This is a genomic window from Streptomyces kaniharaensis, from assembly GCF_009569385.1.
In the GTDB taxonomy this organism is placed as follows: domain Bacteria; phylum Actinomycetota; class Actinomycetes; order Streptomycetales; family Streptomycetaceae; genus Kitasatospora; species Kitasatospora kaniharaensis.
In genome coordinates this window covers 278,798-294,985 of sequence record NZ_WBOF01000002.1, presented here as the reverse complement: position 1 = coordinate 294,985, position 16,188 = coordinate 278,798, and the positions used below count along the sequence as shown (strand labels likewise).

At 71.7% G+C, this 16,188-nt stretch carries 14 protein-coding genes and 3 pseudogenes; 11 read left to right on the top strand and 6 right to left on the bottom strand.

Features of this window, described 5'->3' with window-relative positions; translation table 11 throughout:
• Positions 1-338: 338 nt before the first annotated feature.
• The 5 genes and pseudogenes from F7Q99_RS41730 to F7Q99_RS28920 all read right to left on the bottom strand — a co-directional run.
• A pseudogene (locus F7Q99_RS41730) lies at positions 339-479 on the bottom strand (helix-turn-helix domain-containing protein); the annotation flags it as partial.
• Positions 480-840: 361 nt separating this feature from the next.
• Positions 841-1,317, bottom strand: a complete 477-nt coding sequence (locus tag F7Q99_RS28935) for a tyrosine-type recombinase/integrase (protein ID WP_153466888.1) — start codon at positions 1,315-1,317, stop codon at positions 841-843.
• 162 nt (positions 1,318-1,479) lie between these two features.
• A complete protein-coding gene (locus F7Q99_RS28930) occupies positions 1,480-1,734 on the bottom strand; it encodes a hypothetical protein (protein WP_153466887.1) in 255 nt (84 codons plus the stop codon).
• A 124-nt stretch (positions 1,735-1,858) separates the two neighbouring features.
• A complete protein-coding gene (locus F7Q99_RS28925) occupies positions 1,859-2,410 on the bottom strand; it encodes a hypothetical protein (RefSeq protein ID WP_153466886.1) in 552 nt (183 codons plus the stop codon).
• Between the two features lie 127 nt (positions 2,411-2,537).
• Positions 2,538-4,166 (bottom strand): sigma-70 family RNA polymerase sigma factor, encoded by a 1,629-nt coding sequence (locus F7Q99_RS28920; RefSeq protein WP_153466885.1) that lies wholly within the window; start codon positions 4,164-4,166, stop codon positions 2,538-2,540.
• Positions 4,167-4,590: 424 nt separating this feature from the next.
• On the opposite strand from F7Q99_RS28920, the gene F7Q99_RS28915 reads away from it, so the two are divergent.
• The 8 genes and pseudogenes from F7Q99_RS28915 to F7Q99_RS43770 form a co-directional block, all read left to right on the top strand.
• Positions 4,591-6,243, top strand: coding sequence for an NPCBM/NEW2 domain-containing protein (locus F7Q99_RS28915; RefSeq protein WP_153466884.1), 1,653 nt, complete (start codon positions 4,591-4,593; stop codon positions 6,241-6,243).
• A gap of 224 nt (positions 6,244-6,467) precedes the next feature.
• Entirely contained in the window at positions 6,468-8,117 is a 1,650-nt protein-coding gene (locus tag F7Q99_RS43365; protein ID WP_153466883.1) for an RICIN domain-containing protein, read from the top strand.
• A gap of 113 nt (positions 8,118-8,230) precedes the next feature.
• On the top strand, positions 8,231-8,998 hold the full coding sequence (locus F7Q99_RS28905; protein WP_153466882.1) for a ferric reductase-like transmembrane domain-containing protein: 768 nt from the start codon (positions 8,231-8,233) through the stop codon (positions 8,996-8,998).
• A gap of 321 nt (positions 8,999-9,319) precedes the next feature.
• Complete coding sequence (locus tag F7Q99_RS28900) at positions 9,320-10,819, top strand: NAD(P)/FAD-dependent oxidoreductase (RefSeq protein WP_195911295.1); 1,500 nt, start codon at positions 9,320-9,322, stop codon at positions 10,817-10,819.
• Positions 10,816-11,037 carry a hypothetical protein gene (locus F7Q99_RS28895; RefSeq protein WP_153466880.1) on the top strand — a complete coding sequence of 74 codons (222 nt, stop codon included), beginning with the start codon at positions 10,816-10,818 and terminating at the stop codon, positions 11,035-11,037. Before F7Q99_RS28900 ends, F7Q99_RS28895 begins: the two co-directional genes overlap by 4 nt.
• Before the next feature lie 187 nt (positions 11,038-11,224).
• Positions 11,225-12,247, top strand: a complete 1,023-nt coding sequence (locus F7Q99_RS28890) for a CAP domain-containing protein (RefSeq protein WP_153466879.1) — start codon at positions 11,225-11,227, stop codon at positions 12,245-12,247.
• A 24-nt stretch (positions 12,248-12,271) separates the two neighbouring features.
• Positions 12,272-12,400 carry a hypothetical protein gene (locus F7Q99_RS42760; protein ID WP_268267659.1) on the top strand — a complete coding sequence of 43 codons (129 nt, stop codon included), beginning with the start codon at positions 12,272-12,274 and terminating at the stop codon, positions 12,398-12,400.
• Positions 12,401-12,830: 430 nt separating this feature from the next.
• Positions 12,831-12,926 (top strand): annotated as a pseudogene (locus F7Q99_RS43770) (transposase); the annotation flags it as partial.
• A gap of 112 nt (positions 12,927-13,038) precedes the next feature.
• Here the strand turns inward: F7Q99_RS43770 and F7Q99_RS28880 are convergent.
• On the bottom strand, positions 13,039-14,019 hold the full coding sequence (locus F7Q99_RS28880) for a LysR family transcriptional regulator (protein WP_326847301.1): 981 nt from the start codon (positions 14,017-14,019) through the stop codon (positions 13,039-13,041).
• 214 nt (positions 14,020-14,233) lie between these two features.
• Between F7Q99_RS28880 and F7Q99_RS28875 the strand changes: the two genes are divergently transcribed.
• From F7Q99_RS28875 to F7Q99_RS41715, 3 genes and pseudogenes are all read left to right on the top strand, one after another.
• Positions 14,234-15,103 (top strand): SDR family oxidoreductase, encoded by an 870-nt coding sequence (locus F7Q99_RS28875; protein ID WP_153466877.1) that lies wholly within the window; start codon positions 14,234-14,236, stop codon positions 15,101-15,103.
• 43 nt (positions 15,104-15,146) lie between these two features.
• A pseudogene (locus tag F7Q99_RS43360) lies at positions 15,147-15,524 on the top strand (alpha/beta fold hydrolase); the annotation flags it as partial.
• A 214-nt stretch (positions 15,525-15,738) separates the two neighbouring features.
• Positions 15,739-16,116 (top strand): alpha/beta fold hydrolase, encoded by a 378-nt coding sequence (locus F7Q99_RS41715; RefSeq protein ID WP_230211097.1) that lies wholly within the window; start codon positions 15,739-15,741, stop codon positions 16,114-16,116.
• Positions 16,117-16,188: the final 72 nt, after the last annotated feature.

The window sequence follows — 16,188 nt, the reverse complement described above, 5'->3', positions numbered from 1 at the left end:
GGGCTGGTTGACGCCTCGGTGAATTCCACCGCGGCGTGCAGCTCGCGCAGCGCGAAGTCGCGCACGGCCCGCCCGCCTGAGGTGCGGTCCCAGTGCTCCAGCACGCTGGTGCGATGGGCGATGGCCCGGACATCGCCCATGCGCAGGCGCGACAGGGGCGGCGCGGGCGGCAGCAGGGCGAGGGCGGCAGCCAGGACTTCTCGGCGGGTCGAGGAACTCACCTCATCAGGGTGGTCGCGGTGGTGGACCTGCTTGGCGATCAGGCCCAGCTCGGACGCCGTCTCCGCCCCCAGCACGAGGCAGAGAGCGTGCCGGTAGTGCTCGTGCGGCCAGGTGATGAGGCCACGTTCTATGCGGGAGACGTAGCCGGCGTCAAACGGCGATTCCCGTCCGGTGACCGCCTCGACCAGCGTGCATACCCGCTCGGCTACCTGGCGCTGCGTCAGGCCCAGCGCGAGGCGTGCCCGCCTGAACAGCACGTTCGCCACGGTGTCCCGCCCCCAACTCTCGGTTCAGGGAGAGGATTCAGCGTATCGAGCGGCTCGCGGACTGCCTACCGATCTGCCCTGCCGCTGTCACCCGATCTGGTGGTCTCCTGGACATTGTGGGTGCCGATAAATCATCCGGCCTGGTCACGCGGCATGTTGGTATTCGTGGAGGGTTCCGCTCAGTCGGTCTCGCCGACGGACCACCAGACGTCTGATCTGTGCTGGTTCGTTGATCGGTTCGGGTAGCGGGCGGACCTCGTCGGCGGCAAGCCATCCGCGCTGCTGCGACAAGAATGCGCGGCAGGGCGGGAAGGGCCCCGCGCCCAGCCGGAAGCGCCGATCTTGTCGACGGCTACACAGCCTGCGGCATGCCGTGCTCGCCGCGCGGGACAGCGCGGAGTCGGCCTGCTTGGGCGTGATCGAGTGCGCGGGCAAGGGCTTGGACGGCTTGGTCGGCGGAGTCCTTGGAGAGGTGACCGTAGAGGTTGATCGTGGTCGCGAGGGTGGCGTGGCGCAGGGTCTTGGAGACGATGGCCAGGGGGATGCCTTCGGCGATCATGATGCTGGCCGCGGTATGGCGTAGGGCGTGCAGGCCGATCCGGGGAAGGCCGAGTTCGGCGGTGCGCTTGTGGAGCTGGTCGAGGACCCACTGGGGCCGCAGCGGTGTGCCGCCCGGGCGGGCGAAGACAAGGCCCTTGAGCCGGCCTTCTGGGTGGGCGGCCATCTGGAGGGCTGCCTGGCGGTGGAGGGCCGTCATGACCCTGGGGGAGAGGCTGATCCAGGCGCGGCTGGCCTCGGTCTTCGGCTGGCCGAGGCTGAGGGCGGTCACTCTTCGTTACTGGCAGCAGGGCGCCCGCCTTCGAGTCTTGTCGGGGTCGCGAAAGACACTTGGCCCGTCAACTCTTGGAGGCGCGCCTGCGGTCACGGTGAGTCACATTTTCGGCGTGGCCGGGGCTTGGGGCAGGTTCGGGTGCGAGTTCACGTGAGCCGGTCACGGTGGTGGGCGGCTGCTTCGCGGACGAGCTGGGCGAAGCGTTCGCGGTTGCGGTTCTGGTGTTTCTTCGGCGCGTTCGTCGTCGAGCTGTTCGCGCAGGTCGACGAGGTCGGGCAGGAAGCCGTCGGCGATGCGGAGGGCGTGGCGCACCAGGCCAGTGACCGCGTCGTTGGGGGAGGTGCCCGCTTCGAGGAAGCCGAGGACGAGGGTGGGGGTTTCGTGGGGGTGGGCTTCGATGTTGTCGGATTCCATGACCACTGCGGTGGGCGCCGTGCCGGAGGCTTTGGCGGTAGCCTCGGCTGCGGCTGCGGCTGCGGCTGCGGCTGCGACGGCGACGGCGAGCCAGTGGGCCGCGGCGATGGCTGCGGCGGTCGGGTCAATGTCGGAGAACAGCTCCGGTGGCCCGAACGGGTTCCGTTGGAGGAGGCGTCGGCGGCGACCTGGACAGGGGAGAGGCACCTTCGCGGCTGAGGAGGACGGCCTGTCGGGCGCGGCCGGTGAGGTTGCCGAGTTCGGCGGCGGCCTCCGCGAGGACGGCCTCGGTCAGGTCCTCGTTGTCGAGGGCGAGCAGGGCGCGGCCGATGCGGTGCGCGGACTCGACCAGGGGGCTGTAGGAGACGTCGAGCATGCCGTCCTGCGGGAGGTTCGGCTGGGTGATGACGTCAGTTACCTCGCCGAAGGCGTTGCGTTCCTGTTCACGGCGCCAGCCTTCGGTGTTGGGTTCCAGGGAGCCGGCGGCGCTGGCGGGGTGGGTGTAGGTGCGCCAGGCCGCTTCCGACAAATGGCCCAGGGAGTCGGCCAGCCGCAGGAGCGCTGGGAGGTCTGCGCCAGTCGGGAGAGTGGCGATGCGGGACGCGAGGTCGCCCTCGCTGATACCCCAGGTGGCGATCAACCCGTGCCGGACGGGGTCGACGCAGTAGCGGGTCATGAACTGGCTGCCTCCGGGATCGGTTCTGCGTGCAGGCTGACGCGCACTCGGTCTGGCGGCCATCAAGGTCCGTACGGGCCAGGCATGTCCGTGCTTCTTGCAGATCGTGACCTACGTGTCATCCGGGTCAGCCCATCGTGAAGAGGAGGTTGACGGAGTCGTAGTAGTCGGGCAAGTGCGCCACGAGCGAACCCACCTGCGGTGGGTCGATCTTCGCCCAGTTATGTGGGCCGAGCAGATGCTGGGAGTAGTCGCTCTGCGGGACCGGCGGCACGAACCAGAGCCGGAACGCACCGGGCTGCGCGGCCGGCTCGAAACGCCAGAGTTGCTCGGCGCGGCCCGCGTCGGAGCGGCAGTCGCGCAGGGTGACCGGGATGCTGTTTCCGCCTGCTGTTGTTCCGTCGATGCAGGTACCGGTGGCCGCGTTCCTGAGCTGGTAGGTGTCCTGGCTGGCCGGCAGGCGCTGCCAGCGCTGGGGAGGCTTCCCGCTGCACTGCTGGAGCTGCAACGACCCGGCGGCACCGCTGTCGGCGACGCCGATGCACAGCCCCGAGCCGACGTTGACGAGCGGAAGACCGGCGGCATCGGCCGACGGTGAGGCGGACGGTGAGGCGGACGGAGGCGTGGACGAGGCGGGGGCCGCAACGGGTGTCACCACGGCTGTCGGGACGGTCGAGGCCGCAACCGGTGCCACCGGGGCAGCTGGGGCGGTCGGGGCAGGGCTCGCGGACACGGGGACGGATGCGGCCCGGTCGGGCAGGCCAACGTCGTTCGGCAGCAGGGCGACGGCGGTCACTGCTGTCCCTGCGACGGCCGCCGCTGTCCAGGCCCATTTCGCGGCGCCGAACCGCGCGACGCCCAGCTTGGCCGCACCGAGCTTGCCCGCCGCCAGGTGGGCACCGTGTCCTCCGAGGGACGACCAGAGGGTGCTGGGGCTCCACAGCAGGATTCCGGCTGGCAGGATCGCGCCGAGGCGGCCGTTGAGGTCGCGCAGATCGCGCTCGGCCCGGGCGCATCCGGCGCAGGTCTGAAGGTGTCGGCCGAGGTCTCGGGTGGCGCGCTTGTCCGGTCGGCGGATCGAGGCGGCGAGCAGGCCGCCGTAGTGCCGGCACTCGTCGCTTACGGCCTGGTCGAGGTGTTCGCGTAGGTAGGCCTCGCGCAGGCCTTCCCGGGCGCGTGCGACCAGGGAGCCGATGCCGCCCGCGGTCATTCCGAGGCGCCGGGCGGTGGTGGCGGCGGGCTCGTGCTCGACGACCGCGTGCCAGAGCACGGCCTGCCAGCGCTCCGGCAGCGCCCGGTAAGCGCGCAGCACAAGTGATCCCTCTTCCGCCGCGAGGACGGCGTCCTCGACGTCCTGTGCGGCGGGAAGGGATTCGGCCCACTTCTCGAAGTCGTCCGACAGCTGGGTTCGGGCGCCGGTGTGTGCCCAGTCGGTGGCCACGTGGCGTACGCAGGTCAGCAGGTACGGCCGCCAGGCGTGTTCCGGTCCGTGCCCTGCGGCGACGGCTCGGTAGGTACGGGCGAAGGCCTCGGCGGCGAGGTCGTGGGCCGTGGGCAGGTCCCGGCAGCACGTGCGGGCATAGGCGAGCACCGCGGAGTGGTGACGGGCGAACACCTCGCCCATCACGTCGTTGATTGCTGGTCCCGGCGGGACGGCTGCCCCGGGCCGGAGGGCGGGATCGCGCAGCAGGGCGGAGAGCTCCGCGTCGCTGAGGTGGTGGAGGTCCTGCTGGCGGGCCGTTGCCGATGGGCTCAACGCTCACTCCCGTTGGCGTGCTGTTGGCCGGCGCGGGGTGTCGGCGACGCTGCCGTGCTCCGGCCGCGCCCGGCCGGGAATTCGCGACAGTGTGCCACGTTCGCGGACATTTGCGAACCCTGGATGTTCGGCCGCGTGTGAGCTCGCGCGGCCGACGCTCGATCGGCACCACCGAAGGCGTACCGGGCCGACGTTGGTCGGGTGCCACGGGTGCGTCCTCGGGCCGCAATGCGGTCGTGGCCTGCGCGGGAAGCCGGTGCGAGGGCCGGCTTGACGCCACTTTAGTAAAGACTTTGCAAAGTCGCGGGTCGGTCGGCGCCCTGCCCGGTCTCCCCCTCAGCAACGGCAGGCCAGGTGCCACTCAAGCGCTCCTGGACTGACGGTGCCGCACCGAACCGTTCGTCAGCAGAAAGGGCTGTGTTCAGTGGCAACCCACCGTCTCAGCAAGAAGCGCCGCCGCGTCATCGCGGGTCTGCTCTCCCTCGGTCTGGCCGGGGGTGGAGCCGCCTACCTGCTCAGTCCCGGGGCGAGCGCCGGGGAAACCCCGAACGCGTACACGTACTACTCGTTCCCCTCCGGCACGCCCGGCAGCCTGCACGACGTCACGTGGACGACGACCCCCCAGCTGGACCCGGGCCCCACGTCGAACATCTACTGGAGCCACCAGTTCGCCCTCGACAACGGCAAGACCGCCTACATCGGCCTGCAGAGCAACGGCGGTGAGAAGCGCCACTTCCTGTTCTCGGTGTGGGATGCCGACCAGTCCAAGGCCGGCCCCACCGGCTCCTGCGTGCGGTTCACCGGTGAGGGCGTGGGCCAGCACTGCGAGACGCGCCTGGACTGGGAGCAGGGCCACACCTACGAGTTCAAGGTCGCCGCCACTGGCGACCCTGGCTGGTTCAACGGCAGCTTCACCGACACCACCACCCACACCACCGTCGACATCGGCACGATCCACTCCCTCTCGGCGAAGGGCATCTCGCCCGGCGGCATGATGGACTGGACCGAGTACTTCGAGTGGAACTTCGCCGAGTCCAACTGCTACAACCAGCCCGGCTCCGCGGCCGCGTTCACCCCACCGCGCGCGAACGGCGGCACCATCGCGGCCAAGGGCGCCGGCAACCGCGCCAGCACCGGCGACTGCAACGCGAAGGTCGAGACCACGCCGCAGGGCGTCGTGCAGCGCGGCGCCATCGGCAACACCGCCCGCGGACACGTCCAGAACGGCGCCAAGTGCCTCCAGGCGCCCGGCGATCCGGCCGTCAGGACGGCCGACTGCACCAACAGCTCCAACCAGGCCTGGGTGTACGCCGCGGACGGCACCCTGCGGCTGAGGTGGGACTCCTGCCTCACCGCCCAGGGCTCCACCGTCGCCTCCCAGGCCTGCCAGGGCACACCCCGCGTGGGCAGGGTCAGCGACCCCGCCAAGCAGTGGACCTACGACCCCACCGTGCACACCCTCAAGAACCGCCAGTCCGGCCAGTGCCTGACCGTCGCCGCCGACGGCAAGCCCACCACCGAGACCTGCGCCGGCACCCCCGGCCAGCAGTGGACGCTCCCGCCCACCGAAGGCTCCACCCAGCCCACCCCCAACCCGACGCCAACCCCCACCCCGGACCCGACCAAGCCCACCGACCACACCACCCCCCTCGGCGACCGGCCCTGGCTCACCGCCAGCGGCGGCTGGGGGTCGGTGGAGAAGAACACCAGCAACGGTGAACGAGCCGCCGGTGACGGACACCCCCTGACGATCCGCGGCACCACCTACCCCAAGGGGATCGGCACCCACGCGGCCAGCACCATCGAGTACAACCTCGGCAACAGCTGCAAGAGCCTCTCCGTCGACGTCGGCGTCGACGACGAGGTCCACGGCAAGGGCTCCGTCGACTTCCAGATCTACAGGGACAAGACGAAGGTCGCCGACAGCGGTCCCCTCACCGGCACCTCCCCCGTTAAGCACCTGACCGCCGACCTCACCGGCGCCACCAGCCTGCGCCTGGTCGTCACCGACAACGGTGACGGCAAGGGATGGGACCACGCCGACTGGGCCAACCCCCAGCTCACCTGCACCAACTGACACCCACCCAGTCCGCGCAAGCGCGGTACTGAGGCCGAGGCGGCGAGCCGGCCGATGCTCCCCGCCCGCAGGGCACCCGGTGCCCCCGTGCATGTCCGAGAGTCCTCCCCCTTGCTCTCGGACACACCCCGGCAGACCTGGAACCCCAGGTCTGCCGGGAACCCTCCCGACCCCCTGTCCCCCCGGCACCCACGCGCACCCCGAGACCCATGGAAGAAGATCCAGTGTCAGACCCAGCCGGCCGGTTCCCGGAAAGCGAACGCACACGCCTTCAAGCAGCCCGCGAGCTCACCGCCCGCCACTATGCCGCCGTACTGGCCTACGCGCACCTGCTGTGCCGTGACCAGCACATCGCACGCGAGCTTGCAGGCGAGGCCTTCGCCGAGACCCTGGAGGCCGCGTTCTCGGGAATGGGCCCCACCCACGCCTGGCGCCCGCACCTGCTGGCCGCCACCCGGCGCACCGCCGCCCTGTGGGCCGACACCGACCGGCGGACCGCCCTCTCGCCCGGCTTCCTCGACTGGCTCCAGAGCCTTCCCCTCCCCGACCCGGCATCCCCCTGCGCATCGATCACAAACGCCGCCGCGGAGGAGAACTCGTTCACCCTGCAGGCTTTTTGGAGGCTGCCGGGAGCCTGGCAGGCGGGCCTGTGGCAGAGCCTGGAGCAACCGGCCGATCCGGAAGAACGCGCGCCGTCCCCCGACCTGCCCACCGCACTCCTCCCGCCCATTCACCTCGTGCAGGGCTTCTACGACGCCTACCTGCAGCGGTACGCGGCCCGCACGCCCCGTGACTGCCGTATGCTGACCGCCAGGCTCGGTGACAGCGTCCGCCGAGGCACCCTCCAGGACCGCGAACTCGAACTCCACCTGACCCGGTGCCCGGGCTGCAGCCACGCCCGCACCGAGCTGATCGCCATCCACACCTGGCAGCGCCCCTCCCTCCTGGAGGCACTGCTGCTGTGGACGGGCAACCCGTCGCCAGCCACCGCGGACATCACGATCCTGCCCTCCCGAGGTCAGGCTCAGCTCCCATGCGTCCAGGCCCCGCAGCCCAGGCAGATGACGCATCCCATTGGTGCCGGCGACCGCAAGCCCGTCCCCTCCGGCAAAAGGACCATCCGCAGGCCCGCCCCGTCCAACAAGACGATCGCGATCGGCCTCACGGTGCTCGGCCTGAGCGTCCTCGCCGCAGCAGCCGCGGCCGTCACGGCCAACCGCCCGGCGCCGCCAGCTGCAGCCCCCCAGCCACCACCGCCTCCGTCCCCCTCGCCCACCACCGCGCAGGTGACCGCACCGGCCACCTCGCCCGCCACTGCACCGGCCACCTCGCCCGCCGCCGCACCACTGGGAATCCCTGCCGTCGCACCCGGCCGTTCTGAGACAGCCACGGCCAACATCCCCTCCGCGTCACCGAGTAGCCAGCCCGCCGGCTTCCGCCTCGTCAACGCAGTCACCGGCCTGTGTGTCGGCCCCGACGACGACAACGTCGGCATCCGCCTCCAAACCTGCACCCGCACCGGCCTGCAGACCTGGCAGCTCCTCAGGACCGACACCGACGGGCTCTACCAGCTCCGTCACACCGCGACCGGCCAGTGCCTTGACGGCACCACCACCGGCGGCAACACCGTCCCCGTCACCCTGCAACCCTGCCGCCCCGCCGCCGAGCACAGAGAACAGCTGTGGAAGCCAGGCCCCGACAAGGTCCCCGCCGCCTTCCGCCTCTACTTCGCCCCGCCGGTCGCCTCCAGCGACTACGGCACCCACCTGCTCGGCCCCACGGACGTATGGCCCGGCCCGCCCCGAAACGGCTCACCCCTCGTCCACCAGCCGAACTACTACAACAAGGACTACTTCCTGTTCACGACCGGATGACCAGCCCAACGAGTGCGGCGCCCCCGGAACGCCGGACCGCGCGCTGAGGGCAGAGGCTCACCCCGCCCTCCCGTCCGACCAGGCCGCAACAGAACACCGACCCAGGAAAACCCATGCCCCCACAACTCGGCGCAGCAGCACCAGCAGCCCCGCGCAGAGCAGACCGTGCCAACAAGCCCAGCCTCCCGCGCTCCCGCGCTCTCGCCTGCGCGGCTGTGTTCCTCGCGGCGGCAACGGTGCTGCTGTTCGCCTCACCGGCAAACGCCCAGGCGCCCATCCCGGGCTCACCGCTGGACGCCTATGACCAGCACACGCCCTACGACCCAGGGGTCCACAAGCTGGCGCGGCTCGCCGCCCTGATCTCGTACACCCTGATAGTGTCCACCGTCCTGCTCGGAACGGCGCTGCGCCTGCGTCACCTCGAACGCTTCGTCAACCGCACCACGATGTACGGCGCCCACATGACGATCGCCCTGAGCGCCCTGATCTTCGGCGCCATCCACGGCGTGACGTTCCTGTACCAGCCGATCTGGCACATCGGCACCAGCGAGCTCGTCATCCCCTTCACCAGCGGCCCGCAACGCCTCCCGGTGGGCTTCGGCATCCTCGGCACCGAACTGGCGATAGCGGTCGGCTGTTCGGTCTGGCTGCAACGCCGACTCGGCTACCACCGCTGGCTGCGCTTCCACCAACTCGGCTACGCCGCCTTCACACTGATCTGGCTGCACGTCTTCACCGTGCACCCGGAGCCGCGCCACGTCGGCCCCGTGGCCGTGACCATCGCGGTCGGCGCCGGCCTGTGCCTGCTCGCCTTCCTGACCCGGGCCATCCCGCCGACCTCGCGCCTGCGCGCCTCCTCCTTGCGCACCAACCTCCCCTGACGAGGCAAGCCAGCAACCCCGCCGTCACGTGGCGACCCCGGTTCCGACCCCAACAGGTGACAACGCATGACCCACCAACCCGCACCGCCGCAGCAGCACCCGGCATGGCGCGCCGGCACGACGACCGCACCGCGAAGCGCACCCCAGCACGCGTTCCCCCACGAGCGGACCCAACCCCTTCGCCCCGCGCCCGCCGACCCCAGCCAGCCGATTTGTTCCGGACCCTCGCCCCTCGCCACCCCCGCCCACCGGAGCACCTCCGCGACCGCAGCGCCGCCGCGGCCCGGTCTCGTCCCGGAGACCGGGCCCGTGAAGGTGAGCGTGGACAATCTCCGCTGCCACATCTACGGAATCTGCCAGCAGGAAGCCCCCGAGGTCTTCCGGATCTCCGAAAGCGGGTCACTGCACTACACGGCGAGCGTCCCGGCGCCGCTGGCCGCCCAGGCCCGGCAGGCCGCACGGTGCTGCCCCATGCAGGCCATCGCCGTCCGCCGCGCCCGCCCGACCCCGGCGCCTCCGCCTGGGCACCCGGCCGCCCGTGCGAGCGGCAAGCGGCACCGGATCGTCGTCGCCGGCGCCGGGCTGGCCGGTCTCAGCTCGGCCGCCCGCCTGCGCGCCCGGGGATTCGACGGCGAACTCGTCCTCATCGGTGAAGAGCAGCACCGCCCCTACAGTCGACCGCCGCTGTCGAAGCAGTTCCTGGCAGGCCAACTCGACAGCGAGGAGCTGCTGTTCCGCGCCGAGGACGACTTCGACGCCCATTGGCTGCTTGGCTCACCGCTCGTCGGGCTGGACCCGGCGCAGCGGACCGTCCTGCTGCGCGGCGGCGAGCGGCTGCGCTACGACGGCCTGGTGATCGCCACGGGCGTCGACGCCAGACGGCTGCCCGAGACACCCGTGCTCAGCGACCGGATCCACACCATCCGCACCCTGCAGGACGCCGCCGCCGTCCGACAGGCCATCCGCGCCGCCCGGGCCCGCCGCGTAGTCATCGTCGGTGGAGGCTTCGTCGGCTGCGAGCTCGCTTGCACGGCCCGCGCCCAGGGCATGGACGTCACCCTCGTGGTGAACGGCGCCTCGTTGCTCGGCAGGGTCCTGGGTGAGCAGCTGGGCGAGGTGGTGGCACGCATCCAGCGGCGGGCCGGCGTCGACGTACGCCTGGGCACCCGGATCACCGACTGGACCGACACCGGGACCGGACTGCTCCTGCGATTCGACGACGGCGACATGCTCGATGCCGACCTCGTGATCCTCGGGATCGGCGGCATCCCCCGCACCGACTGGCTGAACGGCAGCGGACTCGACACCCGGGACGGAGTCCTGTGCCACGCCACATGCCACGCGGTCGACCTCGCAGGCCGACCCGTCCCCGGGATCGTGGCGGCCGGCGACGTCGCCCGCTGGCCCAACCTCCGCTTCGACGCCACCCCGCGCCGCGTCGAACACCTCATCAACGCCGTCGAGATGGGACAACACGCCGCGGACTCGCTGCTCGACGGACCCAGCCGGGCCCAGGCGTTCACCCCGGCACCGCGCTTCTGGTCCGAGCAGCACGGCACCCGCCTGCAGGCAGCCGGAGTCCCAGCCCTGGGCGAACAGGTCGAGATCGTCGAAGGATCGCTGCACTCCGAGCGGTTCGTCGCCACCTACCAGCGCAGCACCCCGCGCGGCGCCCAACTCGTCGCGGCCGTGGCCTTCGACATGCCGCGCGAGCTGATGCACTACCGCGACCGCATCGGCCTCACCCGACCAGGCCCGCAACTCTCCTGGCAACCCCGCAGAGCCCGGACCCACTCCGCAGCCAGGCATGGGCGCCGATGAGCCGCCGACACCGCCGCCGCGTCAACGCGTCCCGGCCGGGATCGGTCCGCGAACTGCTCGCCCTGCCCGCGCTCCTGCGCGTGCGCTGGCCGTGCATCCTCGCGGTGATGGCCGTCGCCACGGTGCTCTACGCGGGGACGCTGCTGACCGCGTCCCCCATGCCCCCCAGCCAGGTCCCGGCCCAGCTCGACGCGGCCACCCACCCGCCGGGCGGTTGAGACAACGCGACGAAACCCGGCGGCAGCCGCGCTCCCCGCAGACGAAGCCCCTCGAAGCCGATCCCACACTCAGCCAAGTCACCAACCCCCGAACGACTTTCGGCGCTGCTCCGGCGACCGCCCGGGTCACCCGGGCGTGCCGGAACGAAAAGCCAAGACAGACCACAGGACAGCGAAGGCGGAAACCATGGACAGCTACCACGGCGCTTACCCCGACGCGGAGACCGTCGTCATTCCTCCGGCCGGCGACTGGGAGCCGACAGCCCGAAGTACGGAGTCGACCGAGCACCGCCCCCGGGACGGCGCGCGCACCACCCACCGCGCAGACGGCGGCCGCCGGCGAGCTGTTGCACGACGGGGCCTCCCCGGCGCGCCGCTGACCCTGGCCGTCGTGGGCACCGCCGCTACGGTGGCGGCGCTGGTGGCGGGAGTGACGGCATCGCTCGTCGGAGACCCGGGCCGGATTCCGGATCGAGCCGGCAGCATCGTGACGCAGGCCGCCCCGCCGGACGCGACAGCAGCCGCACCAACCCCGACCCCGACCACGAGTCCTTCCACCGCCGGTTCCGCCACCGCGCAACCCACCCAGACAGCCGCCGCAAGCCCCACCCCGGTGGCCCCCACCACCATGCCCGCTTCCGAGCGAACCACGACCGCCCCGCACAGCACCCCGCCCCTGGCCGGGCATCCCACCGCCGCCGCACCGCCCGTCAACCCGCCCGCGGCCGGGCGTAGCACCAGCGCCCCGAACACCAACCCACCCGCCGCCGGGCGCCCCGCCGCCGCCGCACCGCCTGTCGGCCCACCCGTCGGCGGCGGAACCGCGCAGCAGTTCGCCCAACAGGTCCTCGACCTGACGAACGAACAACGCGCCCAGAACGGGTGCGGCCCCCTCACCGGCAACGTCAAGCTGCAGGCCGCAGCACAGGGCCACTCCAACGACATGGCCGCCCGGGACTTCTTCGACCACACCAACCCCGACGGCGACAACCCCGGACAGCGCATCGACGCCACCGGCTACCAGGGGCGCGGCCTGGGCGAGAACATCGCCAGGGGCCAGGCGGACCCTGCCACCGTGGTGGACGGCTGGATGCGCAGTCCCGAGCACCGAGCCAACATCCTCAACTGCGCCTTCACAGAACTCGGCGTCGGCGTCCACCTCGGCCCCGGCGGCCCGTGGTGGACCCAGGACTTCGGCACACCACGTTGAGCCGCACCTCGACATCCCGGCAAGATGCTGATGGAGATCGCCGCGCCGGACCGAAGCGGCCTGCCGCTCGGCGCGGTCGTCGGACCGATATCGCTCGCCCAGGTCGCCTTGACCACACAGGGTGTTGGCGGTCACGATTTGCGTGACCGCTGACGATCGTTCGGCCCAGAGCCGACATCCACAGCGGCGCCGCAATGAGGAACATCGGAGGCCTCGGAGGGGGCGGGACGGTGCGCCGATCTCGGTGGTTAATTCGAACTGTGATGCTATGCCCGCGAGTTGACTGCCCTGGCTCCGTGGATGGGATCATGACGGTCTTCCTGCTTCTTGGTGGATCGGAGTGTGTCGTGTCGGTGCAGCCGGGGCCGGGGCCGTGGCCGGAAGCCGGATCCGCAGATCGCGGCGGCGATTCGGGCAATGTACCGGGGCAAGCGCGAGGCCCCGCTGGCGGTGCAGGTCCGCGACCGGCTCGGCGAAGTGTTCCCAGACGCCGCCTTCGCCGACGCGTTCGGACGGGCCGGCAAGCCGGGCTGGTCACCGGGCCGGTTGGCGCTGGTGACCGTGCTGGCAGAAGGCCGCGAACCTGACGGACCGGCAGGCCGCCGACGAGGTCCGCGAGAACCTCGCCTGGAAGTGCGCACTCGGGCTGACACTGGACGATCCTGGCTTCGACCACAGCGTGCTGTCGGAGTTCCGCACCCGCGTGGTCGAGCACCAGTCGGAGGAGCGCGTGCTGGACCTGCTCCTGGAGCGGCTGCGCGGGCTGGACCTGGTGCAGCCGGGCGGGTAACTCACAGCCCTGCGTGGAGCAGCTGTGCGGTTCCCACGGGCGCGTGACCGGGCGCCTCCGGTTGCGCACCCGTTCCGGTCGGCATCCGACTCGCGTGGCTGAGGGCCCTGGTGGCACAGATGCGGAAGGCCGCCACCAGGCGGTTGCCGTCCCCGGCGCGGGTGGCCAGCACGATGTGGCTGGGCTCGACGCCGTCGAGCGGGATAGCGGTGAGGTCGGGGCGCAGGGTGGGGGTGGCGACGGAAATGGTCACGGCCTGGCCGCCGGCGATGAGTTCGAACTGGTCCGCGACGGTGTCGATCAGTGGTCCGTCGGGGGCGGGACGGCCGTCGGGGCGCGGGTCGATGCGCCAGAAGGCGCTCTGGAGCGGGTCGGCTCCGCGCACCTTCGGCAGGGGCTCGTCGGCGATGTCGGCGAGGGTGACCGAGGCCCGGTCGGCCAGCCGGTGGTCGAGTGGCAGGACCACCACCCGGGGCTCGTCGTAGAGGGGCGTCACGTCCAGCCCGTCGGTGGCGAACGGCAGGCGGGCGATCACGGCGTCCACGCGATGGGCCAGCAGGGCCGGATGCGGCTCGTCGGGTGTCAGTTGTGTGGTGCGCACCTCGGCCTCGGGGTGCTGGTGGCGCAGCTCGCGCACCGCCGGAGTGATGATGAGACCGGGGGAGTGCCCGATGGTGATGCGGCCGGGTCGGGCGGCGGCCCGGGTGGCGGCCGCGGCGCGGTCGGCGGCGCGCAGCAGGTCCGTCGCCAGGGGCAGGAAGACTTCGCCAGCGTCGGTGAGGTGGTTGCCCTGCGACGTACGCTCGAACAGCAGGACGCCGAGGTGCTGTTCGAGACGGTGGATCTGGCGGCTCAGGGACGGCTGGGTGATGTGCAGGGCTTCGGCGGCCCGGCCGAAGGGCCGGTGCTCGGCCACGACCGTGAAGCTCTGCACCAGCCGTAGATCCAAGGGTTCGGCCGAGGGTGACGTCGAGTCGGGCACGTCCTCAGTGTAGTCCCCGCCATGGCCGACGATGCCAACTGCCGGCCCCCGTAACTCCCTTCCTGATCAGGTGCGATACGCGCGGCGTATCGCCTCCTGCGAAGCATTCATTGGACCCGCCCGCGCGCTCGGGCACAGGCTGGACCCACCGGCCGGAGCTCGGCACCCGCACCCTTTGGGCCGGTCCTCACCCACGTCCAAGGAGTGCATCGCCATGCGCGTTCTCGTCACCGGCGCGTCCGGTTTCATCGGTTCTGCCGTCCTCACCGAGCTCATCGGCGCCGGGCACCAGGTCCTCGGGCTCGCCCGCTCCGACGCTTCGGCCGCCGCCGTGACGGCCGCCGGAGCCGAGGCCGTCCACGGCACGATCGAGGACCTCGACGCCCTGCGTGCCGCCGCAGCCGGGTGTGACGGAGTCGTCCACCTCGCCTTCCACCACGACTTCGCGCGGCACCAGGAGGCGGCGCGCGCCGAGTCGGCCGCCGTCGAGGCGTTCGGCGAGGCTCTCGCGGGCACGGACCGGCCGCTGGTCATCGCCTCCGGTGGCCCGGTGGGGACCGAGCGGGACATGCCGCCGGCCACCGGCAGCCCCCGGGTCGCCGCCGCCCGCGCCGCACTCTCGCTGGCCGAGCGCGGCGTGCGCTCGTCCGTCGTGCGGCTCGCCCCGACCGTCCACGACGCGAGTACCTGCGGCATGGTGCAGCAACTGATCGGTATCGCCCGTGAGAAGGCCGTCTCCGGCTACCTCGGCGACGGGGCCAACCGCTGGCCCTCGGCGCACCGGCTCGACGCCGCGCGCCTGTTCCGCCTTGCCCTGGAGCAGGCACCGGCGGGATCGGTCCTGCACGGCGTCGCCGAGGAGGGCGTACCGCTGCGAGCGATCGCCGAGGCCATCGGCCGCCACCTGGACGTCCCGGTGAAGGCCGTCGCGGCCGAGGACGCCGCTGCCCACTTCGGCTTCCTGGCCCGCATCCTCGGCAACGACATGACGGCTTCGTGCGCTCTGACCCGCGAGCTGCTGGGCTGGCAGCCCGTCCACCCGGGGCTTCTGGACGACCTGGACCAGGGCCGCTGGTTCGGCTGAGAACCGACCCGACTCCGGCAGGACCACCAGAAGGGAAAGACCGATGCCGCATCACGGACCCGACAACCCTGACGCCACGTACGTTCCCCACGCCTACCCCGAGGCGACCTTCGACACCGGCGAGGTCGCGCTGAACCACGCCACGACCGGCTCCGCCGCCAACCCGGCCCTCGTGCTCATCCCGCCGCAGGCAACGTCCTGGTGGAGCTACGAGCGGGCGATGGAGCTGCTGGCCGACGACTTCGAGGTCTTCGCCGTGGACCCGCGCGGCCAGGGGCGCTCGACCTGGACCCCGGGCCGCTACACGGTCGACAACATGGGCAACGACCTGGTCCGGTTCATCTCCGGACGCGTCCGGCGCCCGGTCGTCGTCGCCGGCAACTCCTCCGGTGGCCTGATCGCGGCGTGGCTCGCCGCCTACGCGCCGCCCGGGATGATCCGCGGGGCCTACCTGGAGGACGCGCCGCTGTTCTCGGCGGAGATCCGTCCGGCCTTCGGCCAGGGCACCAGCCAGGTCGTCGGGCCGATGCACCGGCTCATCAGCACGTACCTGGGCGACCAGTGGTCGGTCGGCGACTGGCAGGGCTTCGTGCAGGGCACTGCCCCGCGAACTGCCGGTCGCGCTGCTTCGCGGCATGGCGGCGATGTCCGGCCGCTCCGGCGGCTACTTCGGCGGCGACGAGCCGCCACAGAGCATGAAGGAGTACGACCCCGAGTGGGCGCGCGCCTTCTGGACAGGCTCGGCCACCGCGTCCAACGACCACGCCCGCATGCTCGCCGCGGTGAAGGCTCCCGTGCTGTTCGCCCACCACTACCGCGCCGTCGACGAGGAGACCGGAACCTTGTTGGGAGCCGTCTCCGACCTCCAGGCCCGCCAGGCGCGCAGGCTCATCACCCAGGCCGGGCAGCGCTGCGACTACCGGTCGTTCCCGGACGCGGCCCACGCCATGCACGCCGGCGATCCGCAGCGGTATGTCGAGACACTGCGCGGCTGGACGTCGTCCCTCGACTGACCGTGCGTCACAGCAAGGTGCTCGCTGACGAACGGCAGGTCGGGGAGAGGTGAGTGGCGCCGGCGTCGGTCG